Source organism: Arthrobacter sp. zg-Y179, assembly GCF_020907345.1.
GTDB lineage: Bacteria > Actinomycetota > Actinomycetes > Actinomycetales > Micrococcaceae > Arthrobacter_B > Arthrobacter_B jinronghuae.
The window spans coordinates 400,659-417,341 of sequence record NZ_JAJJOB010000008.1; the positions used below are offsets into that span (position 1 = coordinate 400,659).

The following is a 16,683-nucleotide window of genomic DNA, read 5'->3' on the forward strand; positions in this document are numbered from 1 at the left end:
CTACTTTGCTCCCTGCGCCGGAGAAGACGTGCGCTTGCGTGTTTCAGGCTGCGCCAGGACCAGGAGGGGGACTTCGCACTCCGCCTTGGTGAGCGACCCGTGCTGGCCGGTGACCTCCAGTGCCGAGGCAGCCACCCGGCGCGTGTCGAACAAGGCGATCGGCTCGCGGGCGGCGATCATCAGGTCACCGATCCGGGGCAGGACAGCGGCATCCACGTCCGGTCCGAAATAGCCGGCACGCACTGCTTCGTCGCGGGTGAAAATCCATGCCCGGGTCCCGTAGGCAGCCTGCCACGCGGCTTTGAGCCGGCCAAGCGCGTCATTTCCCGCGTCAGGTTCCAGGTACAGATGCACCATGCGCGGCTCCCCTGCCGTGTGCCGGACGCCGTCGATCAGTTCCGGCTGGGTACTGAAATCGAACCGCTGGGAAGCAGCTACGTCGACCATGCCGTGATCTGCGGTCAACACCACCAAGGTGCCGGCCGGCACCCTTGCCACGAGCCGTTTCAGGGCGCTGTCGAGTTCTTCCAGCTCATTGCCCCACTCAGGGGAAGCTGCACCGTACCGGTGCCCAGCCTTGTCCAGTTCGTTCCAGTAGAGGTACATCAGCATGCGGTCCGCACCTGCCAGGGCGTCGACAGCTGCCGATACGCGGGCGTGTACCCCGGTTGCCGGGATGAACGTGCCGCCCCGGAGCGCGGCGCGGGTCAGTGCGGAGTCGGCAAAGCGGGGCAGGCTGACCGTGGCCACCGGGATATGCTCGGCGGCATTCTCCAGGATGGTGGGATAGGGCTGCCACTGCAGCGGGTCCACCCCCGGGTCCCAGGAACCGAGCATGTTTACTACTTTGTCCTGGTCCGGGTCCAGGACGTCGTAGCCCACGAGTCCGTGCCGGCCGGGAGGAAGTCCCGTGCCCAGGGATGCCAGCGAGGCAACCGTGGTGGTGGGGAAGGAAGCGCTCAGGGTGCGGGCCTTGGGCAGGAATCCCTTCAGGAAGGGTGCGTGCCCGCCGCGCTTCTTCAGCAGGGACAGTCCCAGTCCGTCCACCATCACTACGCAGACACGCCGGGCTGCCGGAAGGGACAGCAGGTTTTCATAGCCGGGAACGCCCAGCACGGCGGCGGCGCTGGAGAGCACGTCCGCTACGGAACGCGTTCCATAGGCAGGTGCGGCGGGCAGGAGGTCAGGAGCAGAGGGGTTTGATGCCACGGTGCTAGCGCTGCGGGTGGGCGCGGTTGAAGCGTCCGCCGATGCCGGGCATGCGCTGGCGCGGGTCGCCGCCGTCCATCGGGCGGGGAACCGCAGTGGTATCGGTGTTCACCTTGCGCAGGGCGCGGGCAAAGGCCTTGGCGTTCTGAACCGCCTGGGCGCCGTCGGCTTCCGCACTGACGCGCAGCACAATGTCTTCCTGGGCAATGGTGCCGGTGTAGCCGTGGTCCGCGTCGCACTGGGGGTCGGCACAGCCGGCGGGACCCATGTCCAGGCGCTGTCCGCCGGACCACGCAATGGCGAGGGTCATCTCCCGCGCCGGGTCGGACGGCTTGTAGTTCTGCGGCTGGGCGTACATATAGCCCAGCACCACGGAACGGATCTGCGTTACCGGTACGGATTCGGTGGAGACCTGCGCCATCATCTGCTCGCCGGCCTCGTCCAGCTGCTGGTCATCCACGTGGGTGATGACGAGCATGTCCTCGGTCAGCACCAGGACCGTGATGTGGCGGTGCACCTCGGTACGCTCAAAATGCGTTTCAAGGTGGATCAGATGGGACAGCGGTTCGCGGCCGTCGAGGGCATCGTGGACCACGTCGGCCAAAAGCGTCGGGTAGAAGCCTGCCCGTTCCATGGATGCGTCAAGGCTGCGGCGTTCAGCGGAAAGTAACGGCGACATGTTTCCAGTTTCCCCCAGACCGCCCCTTCATGCCTAAATGGCGCGCGGGTGGTGGAAAAGATCAGTCCCGCATTGCGCGCCGGGCACTGTCGGTGCGGCGCTGCGGGTTGCCCAGCCGGACATCGGCGCTCAGCACGGTAACCCCGTCGGCGGACACCAGGACCGGATTGATGTCGATCAGCGCGATCTGCGGATGCTCATCCTTCAGGACGGCCAGCCGGGCGACCAGGTCCTCCAGCGCGGCGATGTCGGCTTCGGGCAGCCCCTGATAACCGAAGAGCTTGGCGGCTGAACGCGGTGCCCGCACCAGGTCGGCAATGTCGCGGTCCGTCAGCGGCGGAACGCCGTGCGCCCAGTCGTCCAGCAGGCTGGTGGCGTCACCGGCGAGTCCGAAGGAAATCACCGGTCCCAGCAGCGGATCCTCAATGGCCCGGATGCGGCAGCCCTGCCCGCTGTTGGCCATGGACTGCACTTCCATTTCAAATTCGCCGTAGCGGCGCAGCGCCCGGTGCATTTGCTCGATGTTGGTCCGCAGCGCCTCCGGCGTGGAAATGTTCAGCCGTACCCCGCCGAGGTCCAGGCGGTGGCGCAGGTGCCCTTCGCGGGTCTTGACCGCCACCGGCCAGCCAAGCTGTTCGGCGGCGGCCACTGCCTCGTCCGGCGTGGAAAAACTGACGGCGGGCAGCACGGAAATGCCGTAGAACTCCAGGAGCCTTGCCGTCTGCTCCGGGTCCAGCCGGGTCAGGGCGTCGCCTTCCACCCGGTCCATGAGCGAATCGAGGTAGGCCGACGCTCCTTCGGTATCGACACCGGCAGGCTCCACGAAACTGCCGTGGTCCCGGTGCGCCCACTCGGTGTAGCGCACCACGGAGGCCAGGGCGGCAACCGCGGCTCCGGGGCTGCTGAAGCACGGCAACCCGCCGCCGCCTGGAACATCGGGGTCCGCCGCAAGCAGTCCCTCGACATGCGCCCGGGGATCCACGATCCCGGTAAAGGCAGCGACCAGGGGCTTGCCGGTCTCCTGCACGCATTCCGCCAGAACGGCGGCTATCGCTTCCGTCCTCAGCCCCGGCGCCGGGAGAACCGCGACGACGCCGGCGTCCACCGAATCGTCCGACAGCACCTCGGTGACCGTCCGGCGCAGCTGCGGCAGCGCCACGCTCATCCCGGTGTCCAGGGCCAGTTCCGTCTCGAGGCGGGTGATGTCCAGGTCCAGGCCGGTGCAGGCGTCGGCAAGGACCCGGCCCAGGGCCGCCGAATTGCTGAAGACAGCCACCCGGCGCCCGCGCGGCAGCGGCTGGCTGACAGCGATCTGCGCCACGTCGATCAGCTGCTCGTTGGTGCTCACCCGGATCACGCCGGACTGGCGGAGCATCGCGTCCAGGGCTCCCGGAGGGGCCTGCGTGGTGCGCACGGCGTGGCCGGGCGGAAGCTGGAGGCCGGTCACGTCCGACTTGGCGACAATCACGGGTTTGGTGCGCGCCAGCCTGCGGGCCAGGCGGGAGAACTTACGCGGGTTCCCCACCGATTCCAGGTACATCGCCACAACCTTGGTGTCGGCGTCGTCCTCCCAGTACTGCATGGCGTCATTGCCGGAGACATCGGCCCGGTTGCCGGCGGAGATGGTGGACGACAGTCCCAGCGCCCTCCGCTGGGCAGTGGCATAGAGCAGGACGCCGATGGCGGCGGACTGGCTGAAGAGCCCCAGTCCCCCGCGCCGGGGCAGTGCCGGTGCCATGGAAGCATTCAGGGACACATCCGGCCTGGTATTGATCAGGCCCAGCGACGCCGGCCCGACCACCCGCATGCCGTGGGCCCGTGCGCGGCGGACCAGGGCACGCTGCCGGGCGAGCCCCTCCTGTCCCTTCGGTCCGAAACCGGCGGTGACCACCAGCAGGGCCTTCACCCCGGCGGCAGCGCATTCGTCGGCCACCTCCAGGACCTGTTCATAGGGCACGGCGATGACGGCCAGCTGGACCGTTTCCGGCACCTCGGAGATCCGGCTGTAGGAAATCATGCCCGCCAGTTCGAAGGCTTCCGGATTGATGGCGTAGACGGATCCCTTGAAGCCGCCCTCAATGATGTGCTCGAGCAGCTGGTAGCCGACCGAGCCCCATTCCCGGCTGGCCCCGATGACGGCGATGGACGACGGCGAGAGCAGGTCCGCCACGCTGCGGGCCTCGGCCCGGTGCTCCCGTGCTTCCATGACCGCCAGCGATTTCTCCGTGGGGTCGATGTTGAAGTCCAGGGCGATCACGCCGTCGTCGAAGTGCCGGCTTACCTCGTAGCCGGCGTCGGCGAACACGCCGATCATTTTGCGGTTCTCGGGAAGGACTTCCGCGGAGAAGCGGCGGATGCCGTTTTCGCGGGCCGCGGCGGCCAGGTGCTCCAGCAGGATGGATCCCAGTCCGCGGCCCTGGTGGCCGTCCGCTATGTTGAAGGCAACCTCGGCTTCGGTGGGATCGTCGAGCCGGTCGTAGCGGCCGATGCCGATGATTTCATCACCGATGGTGATGACGAACGCCACCCGGTCCCGGTAGTCGACGTTGGTGAAGCGCTCCAGCTCCTTATTGGTGAGCTTGGCCTTGTACGTGAAGAACCGCAGGTAGATGGAACTCTGCGACTGCCGCATGTGGAAGGCCTGCAGTGCGTCCGCGTCGGAGGGGGAAACGGGGCGCAGATGGCCGGTCCCCCCGTCCCGCAACACGACGTCGGCTTCCCAATATTCGGGGTAATGTCCCTGCTCCACCATAGAATCAGAGTAGTGGGCAAACTTCCCCATAGTCATCCACCCGCTCTGTACAGCGTGGCTTCCCACCGCGTGGATTGTGTACGGCGCGGAACACCTGTCCCCTAACACTGCAAGGATTCGACAACAGCATGGCCCGGCGCCAACCCGTCTCCAAATCCGTACCCGGCGAAAAGATCGCCGAGAACATCATCGAGATAGATGTCACCACCGAGATGGAGGGCTCCTTCCTCGAATACGCCTACTCGGTGATCTATTCGCGTGCCCTCCCCGACGCACGCGACGGCCTGAAGCCTGTCCAGCGGCGCATCCTGTACATGATGTCGGACATGGGGCTGCGCCCGGACCGCGGACACGTGAAGTCCGCCCGCGTGGTGGGCGAGGTGATGGGCAAGCTGCACCCGCACGGAGACACGGCCATTTACGACGCCATGGTGCGCATGGCGCAGGACTGGGCGCTGCGCCTGCCCCTGATCGACGGCCACGGCAACTTCGGCTCGCTCGACGACGGTCCGGCCGCCGCCCGTTACACCGAGGCCCGGCTGGCGGCCCCGGCCCTGACCCTGACGGATCACCTGGACGAAGACGTAGTGGACTTTGTCCCGAACTACGACAACCAGCTCCAGCAGCCCGAAGTCCTGCCCGCGGCCTTCCCCAACCTGCTGGTCAACGGCGCCACGGGTATTGCCGTCGGCATGGCCACGAACATGGCCCCGCACAACCTCGGCGAGGTTATTGCCGCCACCCAGCACCTGATCGCCAACCCGGACGCCGGGCTGGACGAGCTGATGCGCTTCATCCCCGGACCGGACCTGCCCACGGGCGGACGGATCGTCGGGCTGGACGGCATCCGCGATGCCTACGCCACCGGCCGCGGTTCCTTCAAGACCCGCGCCAAGGTGGAGGTGGAGCAGCTCACCGCGCGCCGCACCGGCCTGGTGGTCACCGAGCTGCCCTACATGGTCGGCCCGGAAAAGGTCATTGAAAAAATCAAGGACGCCGTGACGTCCAAGAAGCTCCAGGGCATCTCCGACATTGTGGACCTGACCGACCGCAGCCACGGCCTGCGCCTGGTGATCGAGCTGAAGAACGGGTTCAACCCCAACGCCGTGCTGGCCCAGCTGTACAAGTTCACGCCCATGGAGGATTCCTTCGGGATCAACAACGTCACCCTGGTGGACGGCCAGCCCCGGACCCTGGGCCTGGTTGAACTGCTGCAGGTCTACGTTGCGCACCGTCTCGGTGTGGTCCGCCGCCGCACCGCCTACCGGCTTCGCCGGAAGCAGGACCGGCTGCATCTGGTCGAGGGCCTGCTGATCGCCATTGTGGACATTGACGAGGTCATCCAGATCATCCGGTCCTCGGATGAAACGGCCCAGGCCCGGGAACGGCTGATGGCCGTCTACGACCTGACCGAGGTCCAGGCCAGCCACATCCTCGAGCTGCGCCTGCGGCAGCTGACGAAGTACTCCCGCATCGAACTCGAAAAGGAGCAGGACGAGCTGCGCAAAGCCATCGAGGAACTCGAGGCGATTCTCGGTTCCGAGCAGCGGCTGCGCTCCCTGGTCTCGGATGAACTGGGCGAAGTGGCCGCAAAATACGCGACGCCGCGGCGTACGGTTCTGCTCGAATCGGAGGCCGCTTCACCCCTGAAGGGTGCGGCAGTGACCGCTGCTGCCGGCGTCGCAGGCAAGGGCGCGAAGTCGGTCCTTCCGCTGGAGATCCCGGACGATCCCTGCTGGGCCATCCTGTCCGCCTCCGGCCAGGTGGCCCGGACCTCGGACCAGGAACCGCTGGCCGAAGGAGGGCAGCGGGTGCGCCACGACGTGTTCCGCTCAGTGGTGAAGACCACCGCCCGCGGCGAGATCGGGGCGCTGACCTCCTCGGGCCGGATGATCCGGATCTCCGTCCTGGACCTGCCCGCCCTGCCCTCGACCGCCGGCCTGCCGAACCTTGCCGGCGGCGTGCCCGTCAAGGAATTCATGACACTGGGCAAGGGCGAGAAGCTGGTGGGCCTCGTTCCGTTGAACGCCGTGGTGGCCATCGGCACCCGCAACGGCGTGGTGAAGCGGGTCAATCCGGATTACCCGCTGAACCGCGATGACTGGGAAGCCATCACGCTCAAGCCCAAGGACGAGGTCATCGGGGTGTCCGTGGCCGCGGACGAGACGGATGAACTGGTCTTCATCACCCGGTCGGCGCAGCTGCTGCACTTCCCTGCCTCCGCGGTCCGCGCCCAGGGCCGGACGGCAAGCGGCGTGGCCGGGATCAAGCTGGCAGCCGACGACGCCGCGGTGTTCTTCGGTGCCGTGGCTGCGGAGGATCCCGACGCCGTCGTCGTCACCGTTTCAACCACCACCGAGGCCCTGCCGGGCACCCCCGGCGGGTCGGTGAAGGTGACACCGTTTGCCGAATACCCTGCCAAGGGCCGGGCAACGGCCGGCGTCCGGGCACACCGCTTCCTGAAGGGCGAAGATTCGCTGTCCGTGGCCTGGGCCGGGCACGGCCCCGCGAAGGCGTCCGCAGCCAACGGCGTGGCGCGGGCCCTGCCGACCGAACACGGCCGGCGGGACGGCTCCGGCGTGCCTCTGGCCAACGCGGTGGACGCCGTAGGACCAAGCCAGGGCTGACATCACGCAGTGACAAAAAACCGGGCCGGTCCGGGAGCTGAACGTTCCCGGACCGGCCCGTTTTTTAGTGCGCGGCTGTCGGCCCTGCTTCCTATTTGCCGAAGCTGCGCAGCCGCAGCGAGTTGCCGACCACCAGCACCGAGCTCGCCGCCATCGCCGCCCCCGCAATCATGGGGTTGAGCAGTCCGAAGGCTGCCACCGGGATGCCCACCGCGTTGTAGAAGAACGCCCAGAACAGGTTGGTCTTGATGGTCGCGAGCGTGCGCCGGGAAAGTTCGACGGCGGTGGCGACCTGTCCCAGGCTGCTGCCCATCACGGTCAGGTCTGCTGCTTCCATGGCGACGTCGGTGCCGGATCCCATGGCGATGCCCAGATCCGCCTGGGCCAGTGCCGCGGCGTCGTTCACGCCGTCCCCGGCCATGGCCACCGTGCGTCCCTGTGCCTGGAGCCGCCGGACGGCGTCGACCTTCCCTTCGGGACGGACATCGGCAAGCACGTCCTCCGCCGGAATTCCGACCTGTTCCGCGACCTGGGCGGCCACCACCGCGTTGTCGCCGGTCAGCAGCACCGGATGCAGGCCCAGGCTGCGGAACCGTGCAATGGCCTCCGCGGAGCCCTCCTTGACGGTGTCCTGCAGGCTGATGATCCCCGCAGCCCGGCGGTCCACCGCCACCAGGACGGCGGTGGCACCGGCCTCCTGCTCTTCCCGCAGTGCGGCGTAGGCAGCGTCCGGGAGGTCTATGCCGTTTTCGTCCAGCCAGGCGGGGCGTCCGGCCACAATGCGGTGCCCGTCCACGGTGCCGCGGACTCCCCCGCCCGGTGCCGAATCGAACTCGGTGACCGGTACGGTGCCGGGACCGGAACGTGCGGACGCGGCGATGGCACGGGCAATCGGGTGCTCCCCGGCGTCCTCGACCGAGCCGGCCAGGCGCAGCAGGCCGTCGGCAGTCAGGTCCGCCGGTGCTGTGTCCAGGAGCCGGATCCGGGCCACGGACAGCCGGCCCGAGGTGATTGTGCCGGTCTTGTCCAGCACGATGGTGTCCACTGTGCGGGTGTCCTCCAGTACCTGGGCGCCCTTGATCAGGATGCCCAGCTGCGCGCCGCGGCCGGTTCCGGTCAGCAGGCCCACCGGGGTGGCGAGGCCGAGGGCACACGGGCAGGCGATCACCAGCACGGTTACGGCAGCGGTGAAGGCGGCCTGCAGGTCGCTGGACAGGAGCATCCACAACACGAAGGTCAGGACCGCGATGCCGAGGACCACCGGAACGAACACGGCACTGATCCGGTCCGCCAGCCGGGCGATCGGGGCCTTGGAGGACTGTGCATCACTGACGAGGCGGCCCATCTGCGCCAGGGTGGTCTCGCTGCCGACCCGGGTGGCCCGCACCAGCAGGCGGCCGGAGGTGTTGATGGTGGCGCCCGTGACCGGGCTGTTGGCATCCACCTCCACCGGCAGCGACTCGCCGGTGATCAGGGAAGCATCCACCGCGGACCGGCCCTCCAGCACCAAGCCGTCAGCCGGTATTTTTTCCCCGGGCCGCACAACAAATACGTCGCCCACTTCCAGCCGGTCCGCGGGGACGCGGACTTCCTGCCCGTCCCGCAGCACCGTCGCGTCCTTGGCACCCAGGTTCAGCAGTGCCTTCAGCGCATCCGTTGCCTTGGTTTTGGCGTTGGCCTCCAGGTAGCGGCCCAGCAGCAGGAAGGTGACCACCACCGAGGCGACCTCGAAGTACAGGTGCGGGTCCGATCCCATGCCCGGATCCGCGGTAAGTCCCGGATCGACGGCCAGCTGGCCCACCGAGAACAGGTACGCAGCCACGACGCCGATGGAGACCAGGGTGTCCATGGTGGAGGCAAGGTGCCGGGCGTTGACGGCCGCGGCCCGGTGGAAGGGCCACGCGGACCAGGTCACCACGGGCAGGGCGAGCAGCGCCACCACCCATCCCCAGTTCGGGAATGCCAGTGCGGGAACCATGGAAATGAGCAGGACCGGAACGCTGATGACAGCTGCCAGGATCAGCCGGGGGCGCAGCTGTGCGGCGGTTCCGCCGTGGGACATGTGGTCTTCACCGGACATGTGCCCTCCGTGGGCGGAAGGCCGGGCAGGCTGCCGGGTTTTCAACCGGGCGGTGTAGCCCGCCGCATTCACGGCGTCGACAATCTCCTGGTCGGTGACCGCTGCAGGAGCGGTGACCCGCGCGCTTTCCAGCGGCAGGTTGACTGAGGCCTCGACGCCGTCGATCTTTCCGAGCCTGCGCTCCACCCGCGCCACGCAGGAAGCGCACGTCATGCCCTGGATCTCAAGTTCGACTGCCCTGGTTGCCGCTTGTTCGCGAGTGTCCATGATGATTTCCTTTTCCTACTTCCTGCCCGCAGTGTCCGCTTCGTTGCGCTTTGTGCGGCTGCTACGCGTCGGCGCCCACCACCAGGTAGCCGGCTTCAGCAACCGCTTCGCCCAGTTCGGCGGGGCTGAGGCTTCGGGTCGCGGTGACGGTAGCGGTCGAAATGCCGCCCGCGTTCAGGTCCACGGAGACCTTATCGACGCCGTCGAGTGCCTCCAGTTCCTCGGTCACGGACGCGACGCAGTGGCCGCAGGTCATGCCGGAGATGTTCAGTGTGGTGGTTTCCATGCGAATCTTCTTCCTCTGGATGGGTGGGGTGGACCGGGTGCCGGTCCTAGCGCAGCAGCCGGCCGATGGCGTCGGCAGCTTCCTGGACCTTTGCGGTGACAAGTTCGGGGTTGCCGGTTCGTTCGGACTCCTGCGCGGCGTCTACCAGGCAGTGCGACATGTGGTCCTGGACCAGCCCAAGGCTGACCGCGTGCAACGCCTTGTTGATGGCGGCGACCTGCGTGAGGATGTCGATGCAGTATTTGTCTTCCTCGACCATGCGGGCGATTCCCCGCACCTGGCCCTCGATCCGGCGCAGCCGACGGAGGTAGGCGTCTTTATCCGACGCGTAACCATGGGGCCCGTCGTGGGTATCCGCGGTTTCCGGAACGTTCTGCGTCACTGCGTCCATTGCCTCTGCTCCTGTCCTTGACTGTTTCCAAGCTATACCCTGCCGGGGTATCAGTTCAAGTACCCCTAGGGGGTATTTATTCCCGACTGGCGGCGTCCTGCCAGTAAGGTGGAATCCGTGGCACACAGTGAACTCTCGACAGCAAGCCAGGATTACCTGAAGGTTATCTGGACCGCACAGGAATGGACGGATGAGCCCCTGACGGTGTCCGCGCTGTCCGTCCACATGGGCTTCTCGCCGTCGTCGGTCTCCGAGGCGGTAAAGAAACTGACCCGCCAGGGCCTGCTGACCCACGCACGCTACGGATCGATTGCCCTGACGGACGCGGGCGAGAAGGCTGCCGTGGGCATGGTCCGCAGGCACCGCCTGATCGAGACTTTCCTGGTGGAGTACCTGGGTTACCGCTGGGACGAAGTACACGACGAAGCCGAACACCTCGAGCACGCCGTATCGGACAAGATGGTGGATGCCCTGGCGGCACGCCTCGGCAATCCCGTGCGCGACCCGCACGGCGACCCGATCCCGGCCCGCGACGGCAGTTTTCCCGTGCTGAATGCACGGCGGCTGAGCCGGTGCGAACCGGGCTCGGGCGGAACGGTTGCCCGCGTCTCCGACAATGACCCCGAACTGCTGCGCTACCTCGCCGGGCTGGGGCTTCATCTGGACACCATGGTGTCCGTGGTGCAGCGCCAGCCCTATGCCGGCACGCTGACCATTGAAGCAGGGGGCAGGACGCTGGACCTGGGCCTGCCCGCAGCGGAAGCCATCTGGATCCTCGAGGTTCCGGACACTGCCCCCGTGGACCGGTAGCGCGCTCTTCCCCTGGATCGCTGCTCCAACAGAACCCTGTTACAACACCGGCTTGTCGAAGACCACTTCCCGGTGCGTGGGCTTGTAGCCCAGGCTTTCGTACAGTCCCAGGGCCCCGGACGGGTTCTCCGTGTCCACGCCGAGTCCGGCATTGTCCATGCCGCCCTTCCGGAACCGGCGCATTGCTTCACGCAGCATCGCCGGAGCCAGTTTCCGTCCCCGCCAGTCCCGCCGCACGCCGAGGAGCATGGTGTAACCCTCTTTGTAGCCGTGGATGTCCTCACTCTCCGGATCGAAGCTCGCCAGCTGGTAGGCGGCAACCTCGCCGGAGCCTGTGTCCACCACGGCAAAGCTCCATTTCGGCCGGAACTGCGGATGGTCCACGGTGAATCCCCAGCGCTCCTTGTTCCGCGGCTCGCTTCCCCAGTGGTCCTTGAACGCTTCGTTGTGCGCCCGGCGCACGGCGTCCGAAATCTCCGCATTGAAGGTCCGGAACTCCATGCCCTCCGGCAGTGCGGCGTCGGGCAGGTCCCCGGCGAGCGGCCGGCTCATCTCGGTGAAGTAGCGGACCACCTCGGCGCCTTCGGACTGCAGCAGTGCCACCTGGGAAGCGTTGGATTCCTCGGCGTAAGTGCGCAGTACACCGTGCTTCCGGTGTTCCGTGAGCAGCCGTTGGCGCAGGCGGGTTTCCTGCCAGCGGTAGATCTTCGACCCGATGCCCCGGCGCCGCCACTGCGGATCCACGCCGCCGAAGCCGGAGCCGGTCTCCGATCCGGGGTTCAGTGCGATCCGGCCGTAGGCCCGGGCCGCACCGGTTTTATCCAGCCCGATCAGCGTGTCCTGAGCGGGATCGCCGGACGTGGTTTCCAGCGCCTGCTCCAGGTCCCTGCGGTCCTCCACCCATCCGGGTCTGTCCGCCTCCGCCATCCTGCGGATCAGGGCGTACCAGGCGTCGACGTCGTCGGCTCCGATGGAGCGCCAGCGCAGGCCGGTTTCCGGCCCGGGGAACAGGGGTGGGGAAGGCGTCTGCATCCATCCACCCTAGGACAACAGGACCGCTCCCAGTGAGACCTCCCGGTCGCACCAGGCGGCATCAGCCGGATTATGGGTCACCACCACAACGGCCTTGCCCTGCAGGCCGGACTTCAGGTCGGCCATCAGCTGCGCCCCCGCCTCGGCGTCCAGGTGCGCCGTGGGCTCGTCCAGAAGGACGACGTCGGCCGCCGCGAGCAGCGCACGGGCCACGGCAAGCCGCTGGCGCTGGCCGCCGGAGAGGAAGTGCCCGCCGGCACCGATGGCTGTGTCCAAACCGTCGGGCAGTGTGTCGAACAGCGGCCCCAGGCCAACAGCCCGGAGGGAGCCGATCATTTCCGTTTCCGTCGGGGCAAGGGTCCGGTCGCGGGCGAGGAGCAGGTTCCCGCGGAGGGTCGAGTCGAACAGGTGCGCCTCCTGCGGGCACCACGCCATCCGCCGGGCCGCCTGCGGGACCGACTGCGCAGGAACGCCGTTGATCAGATAGGTGCCGCTTCGAGGCGGCAGGAAGCCGAGCAGCACGCCGAGCAGCGTGGACTTGCCGCTGCCGGACGGACCGGTAACGGCTACCCACTCCCCTGCGGATACCGACAGGTCCACGCCGGTCAGCACATCTGCGGCAGCGCCGGGATAGCGGTACCGGATGTTATCCAGTTCCAGGATCTGGACCTTGCCGAAGCTCTGCCGGGCAGCGGTTTCCCCTGCGGTGTCATCCGGCGCGACGTCTTCAGTGCCCAGATCCGGCAGGACCTTGTCCCCCAGGGTGCGCCACGCGGAGAACTGCTGGATGGAGCCGTTGACTGCGACAAAAGGCTCAATCAACGCCAGCTGCACCAGGACCACCACCGCGGCCACCGTGGCCGGCGCACCCTGCGAAGCGGTGATCATGTAAAGCGCGGCAAGGGAGCAGGCCAGGGCGGTGATCGCATTGGCCAGCCCCTGGGCCCAGGCACTGCGCCGGACGGCCCGAGCGGCCGTTGCTTCGAACTGCTCCTGACGGGCCAGGACCGGCGCCGAGCTCGAGTTGGCTTCCAGGTCGGAGGCAGCCGTGAGCAGGCGTGCCATGGAGGACATGGACCGGGCCTGCAGGTTCACGGTGGCTGCACGGGCAGCCGAATCGGCGAACAGGGCCAGCAGCGGAGCGATGACCATCCCCACCACGGTGAGCGCCACCTGTACCGCCAGGCCTTCCGGGACCAGCAGCCACGTCACTATGCAGGCGCCGACGGCGGTCAGCAGGCCGGTCAGGGGTGCGAAGACCACCCGGGGCGCGATGTCCCGCAGCTCGTCCACGTCACCCACCAGGCGTTCGAGCGCACCCGAACCCCGCGCCACGCGGCGCCAGCCTTCGGGGCGCTGCAGCAATCCGTTCCAGAGCCGGACCCGCAGCGTGTTGGTGGCACGGAACACCGCGTCATGCAGGGAGAGGCGCTCCAGGTAGCGCAGCAACGCCCGGCCGATGCCAAAGAACCGCACCCCCACAATCGCCATCAGCAGGTACAGGATCGGCGGCTGCTCCGCGGCACGCACAATCAGCCAGGCGGACAGGGCCGTCAGGGCGACGGCGAACATGGTGGCGCCCGTGCCCAGCACCAGGGCCAGGACAAACTGCTTGCTCCACGGTTTCAGCACCAGGAGGTTCTTCCACAGCGGTTCATGGCGGGCGGACGCCGGCTCCGCTGCGGTGTCTGCTGCAGGACTGCCGGCTGCAGGACTGCCGGATGCAGGACTGCCGGCGACCCGACCGGGACCGGCGTCGGCAGCTGCCGGAACCGTCACCGGGGCGCTGCGGGCAGCGGCCCCAAGGGATGCCGCATGCCTGCCCCCGACGCGTTCCCGGGCCGGGATTCCGCCCGCCGCGGCTTCAACCGGAATCACGGTGTCGGCGATGGCTGCGGTGGCGGCGTCGTGGGCCACCAGCAGCACGGTGGTCCGTCCCCGCAGCGCGGCGAGGGCTGCACGGACAGCCGAGGCGCTGCGCGGATCGAGGTGTGCGGTGGGCTCATCCGCCAGCAGGATCCGGACGTCGGGATCCGCTTCGATGCGGGCCAGTGCCCGCGCCACAGCCACCCGGCGCTGTTCGCCCGGACTCAGGTCAGCGGTCGCGGAATCCAGGAGGTGCCCGGCGTCGATGCGTTCCAGCGCGTGGCGGGCTGCCGTGCGGCCCGCGCTGTCCGGGCTTTCGGCACGGCCGTCACCGGACACCGGGAAGCCCGCGTAGAGGGCTATCTCCTCGGCAACGGTGTCCTCGACCAGTACCGGATGCTGCGGTATCCAGGCCTGCGTTTTGCGGCTGATCCCCTGTACGGTGCCGGACAGCCGGGTGTCCCCGCCGTTCCGGCGCAGCCCGGCGAGGACTTCCAGTACGGAGGTTTTTCCTGCCCCGCTGGAACCGGTCAGGGCGGCAATGGCACCTGCCGGCACGCTGAAGCTGAGGTTCTCCACTGCAGGGTGCGGCCGCCCTTCATACACGACGGTCAGATCCCTGACCACGAGCGCCGACCCGGAGGTTTCCGGAGCGGCGGCTGCGTCCTCCGCCAGCGGCACGGCCGCCGGTGCGTCCAGCACGGCGTTGGTCCGGTTCAGTGCTTCAAGGCCGTCCTCGCTGGCGTGGTGGGCGGTGCCCAGGTCACGCAGCGGCTGATAGCACTCGGGTGCAAGAATCAGGGCCAGCAGTCCCAGTTCCAGCGGCATGCCCCCGTGCACCAGCCGGACACCGATGAATACCGCCACCAGGGCCACCGAGATAGTGGCAATGAGTTCCAGCGCCAGCGAGGACATAAACGCCACCCGCAGGGTCGCCAGCGTTGTGGTGCGGTAGCGGTCGGCGACATCGCGTAGTGCCCGGGTCTGCGCACGGGCACGGCCGAGGCCCACCAGCACGGGCAGGCCCTTGGCCAGCTCCAGCATGTTGTCCGAGAGCCGGTTCAGCGCGTCCACCGCGGCGGCGGTCTTGTCCTCGGTGTGCAGGCCGATCAGGATCATAAAGACCGGGATGAGGGGTACGGTCAGCACGATCGTGACGGCGCTGATCCAGTCCGCGGCGAGGATGCGGGCACCCACGAGCAGGGGTACGACGGCGCAGGTCACCAGTGCGGGGAGGTACTTGGAGTAGTAGTTGTCCAGCCCGTCCAACCCGCGCGTCAGCAGGACGCTCAACGCACCGCTGCCCATCCCCGGGACGGTGCCGCCGTCGGCCAGTACCCGCACGGACAGCTGCCGGCGCAGTTCGTCTTTCACCCCGGCCGCCGCACGCTGGGCCACGGTGTCCTGGCCCCATACAGCCACGGACCGCAGCACGGCGCCGGCTATGCCGAGCAGGAACACCCGGTTCCAGTCGGGACCGCCCGCGGCCAGTCCCGCGATGCCGCCCGCTACGGCGTCGGCCAGCAGCACCAGCCCCGCGGCCTTGACGGCTGCGAGAAGCCCGAGGAGGTACAGCGCCCGGCGGCTCGTGGCGCTGACGGGCAGTACGGGCTTCACTGGTTCTTGAAACTGTGGGGGGCGGGGATGGACTCGGTGGTGACCCGCTTACGGAACACCCAGTAGGTCCAGCCCTGGTACAGCACCACTACCGGCAGGCCGAAGAGAGCCACCCAGCTCATGACCTTCAGGGCGTAGGGGGACGCGGAGGCGTTGTCCACCGTAAGGTTCCAGGCGGCATCCAGCGTGGAGGGCAGCACCACGGGGTACATGGAGGCGAAGATGGTCGCCGCTCCGGCCACGAGGAAGATGCCAAGGCTGATGAAGCTCAGGCCGTCGCGGCCCCGGCGTGCGTAGATCCAGGCCAGCAGGGCACCCACCACCGCAATCACCAGCAGGGGCAGGGTCGCCGCCTTGGCGTTCATGAACTGCACGATGATGGCCCACGCCGCTAGGGGCAGGATGCCCACGGGCAGCCAGCGCATCACGATGCGCCGGGCGCGGTCACGGATCTGTCCGTCGGTCTTGAGCATCAGGAAAACGCAGGCATGAACCAGGCAGAAGGCCACCACTGCCACCCCGCCCAGCACCGCATACGGAGTCAGCCAGGCAAATGCGCCGCCCACGCGGTCGCCGTTCTCATTCAGCGGCAGGCCCGTGGTGGTCAGTCCGAGGGCGGCGCCGACGCCGAAGGCAGCAGCGAAGGAGCCGAGGGCCATGCCCCAGTCCCAGCGGTTGCGCCAGCTGTCACTGTCATGCTTGCCGCGGTACTCGATGGATACGGCCCGGAAGATGAGCCCCAGCAGCACCAGGACCAGCGGAAGGTACAGGGCGGAGAACAACGAGGCGTACCACATCGGGAAGGCCGCAAAAGTCATGGCACCGACCGTGATCAACCATACTTCGTTGCCGTCCCACACCGGACCGATGGTGTTCAGCAGTACCCGGCGGTCTTTTTCATCGCGGGCCATCAGCTTCATAAGCATGCCCACGCCCAGGTCGAAGCCCTCCAGGAAAAGGTACCCGACCCACAGGAAGGCAATCACGATAAACCAGAACAGCGGTAGCGACATTACGTTCAGAGCTCCAGAAGTGCCGGTGTGCGGCAGATTGCAGGGTGGTCGGAC

The 16,683-nt window shown here is 67.8% G+C and carries 11 protein-coding genes; 2 read left to right on the forward strand and 9 right to left on the reverse strand.

Features of this window, described 5'->3' with window-relative positions:
- From LOC56_RS10605 to LOC56_RS10615, 3 genes are all read right to left on the reverse strand, one after another.
- Positions 1–1,209, reverse strand: a complete 1,209-nt coding sequence (locus tag LOC56_RS10605) for an alkaline phosphatase family protein (RefSeq protein ID WP_229952219.1) — start codon at positions 1,207–1,209, stop codon at positions 1–3.
- Between the two features lie 4 nt (positions 1,210–1,213).
- Positions 1,214–1,888 carry a DUF5998 family protein gene (locus tag LOC56_RS10610; protein ID WP_229952220.1) on the reverse strand — a complete coding sequence of 225 codons (675 nt, stop codon included), beginning with the start codon at positions 1,886–1,888 and terminating at the stop codon, positions 1,214–1,216.
- Between the two features lie 61 nt (positions 1,889–1,949).
- Positions 1,950–4,640, reverse strand: coding sequence for a bifunctional acetate--CoA ligase family protein/GNAT family N-acetyltransferase (locus tag LOC56_RS10615; RefSeq protein WP_229952221.1), 2,691 nt, complete (start codon positions 4,638–4,640; stop codon positions 1,950–1,952).
- Positions 4,641–4,768: 128 nt separating this feature from the next.
- Here LOC56_RS10615 and LOC56_RS10620 point away from each other — a divergent pair, with 128 nt between their 5' ends.
- Complete coding sequence (locus tag LOC56_RS10620) at positions 4,769–7,267, forward strand: DNA gyrase/topoisomerase IV subunit A (RefSeq protein WP_229952222.1); 2,499 nt, start codon at positions 4,769–4,771, stop codon at positions 7,265–7,267.
- Between the two features lie 91 nt (positions 7,268–7,358).
- Here LOC56_RS10620 and LOC56_RS10625 read toward each other — a convergent pair whose 3' ends face one another.
- The 3 genes from LOC56_RS10625 to LOC56_RS10635 form a co-directional block, all read right to left on the reverse strand.
- Positions 7,359–9,614, reverse strand: coding sequence for a heavy metal translocating P-type ATPase (locus LOC56_RS10625; protein ID WP_229952223.1), 2,256 nt, complete (start codon positions 9,612–9,614; stop codon positions 7,359–7,361).
- Between the two features lie 61 nt (positions 9,615–9,675).
- On the reverse strand, positions 9,676–9,900 hold the full coding sequence (locus LOC56_RS10630) for a heavy-metal-associated domain-containing protein (RefSeq protein WP_229952224.1): 225 nt from the start codon (positions 9,898–9,900) through the stop codon (positions 9,676–9,678).
- A 46-nt stretch (positions 9,901–9,946) separates the two neighbouring features.
- On the reverse strand, positions 9,947–10,291 hold the full coding sequence (locus LOC56_RS10635) for a metal-sensitive transcriptional regulator (RefSeq protein WP_229952225.1): 345 nt from the start codon (positions 10,289–10,291) through the stop codon (positions 9,947–9,949).
- A 117-nt stretch (positions 10,292–10,408) separates the two neighbouring features.
- On the opposite strand from LOC56_RS10635, the gene LOC56_RS10640 reads away from it, so the two are divergent.
- Positions 10,409–11,101 (forward strand): metal-dependent transcriptional regulator, encoded by a 693-nt coding sequence (locus LOC56_RS10640; RefSeq protein WP_229952226.1) that lies wholly within the window; start codon positions 10,409–10,411, stop codon positions 11,099–11,101.
- 39 nt (positions 11,102–11,140) lie between these two features.
- Here the strand turns inward: LOC56_RS10640 and LOC56_RS10645 are convergent, their stop codons facing one another.
- The 3 genes from LOC56_RS10645 to cydB are packed head-to-tail and all read right to left on the reverse strand — an operon-like array spanning position 11,141 to position 16,629.
- Positions 11,141–12,133, reverse strand: a complete 993-nt coding sequence (locus LOC56_RS10645; protein ID WP_229952227.1) for a GNAT family N-acetyltransferase — start codon at positions 12,131–12,133, stop codon at positions 11,141–11,143.
- A 9-nt stretch (positions 12,134–12,142) separates the two neighbouring features.
- Positions 12,143–15,616 (reverse strand): thiol reductant ABC exporter subunit CydD, encoded by a 3,474-nt coding sequence (gene cydD, locus LOC56_RS10650; RefSeq protein WP_229952228.1) that lies wholly within the window; start codon positions 15,614–15,616, stop codon positions 12,143–12,145.
- Positions 15,613–16,629, reverse strand: coding sequence for a cytochrome d ubiquinol oxidase subunit II (cydB, locus tag LOC56_RS10655; protein WP_229952229.1), 1,017 nt, complete (start codon positions 16,627–16,629; stop codon positions 15,613–15,615). Before cydB ends, cydD begins: the two co-directional genes overlap by 4 nt.
- Positions 16,630–16,683 lie beyond the last annotated feature (54 nt).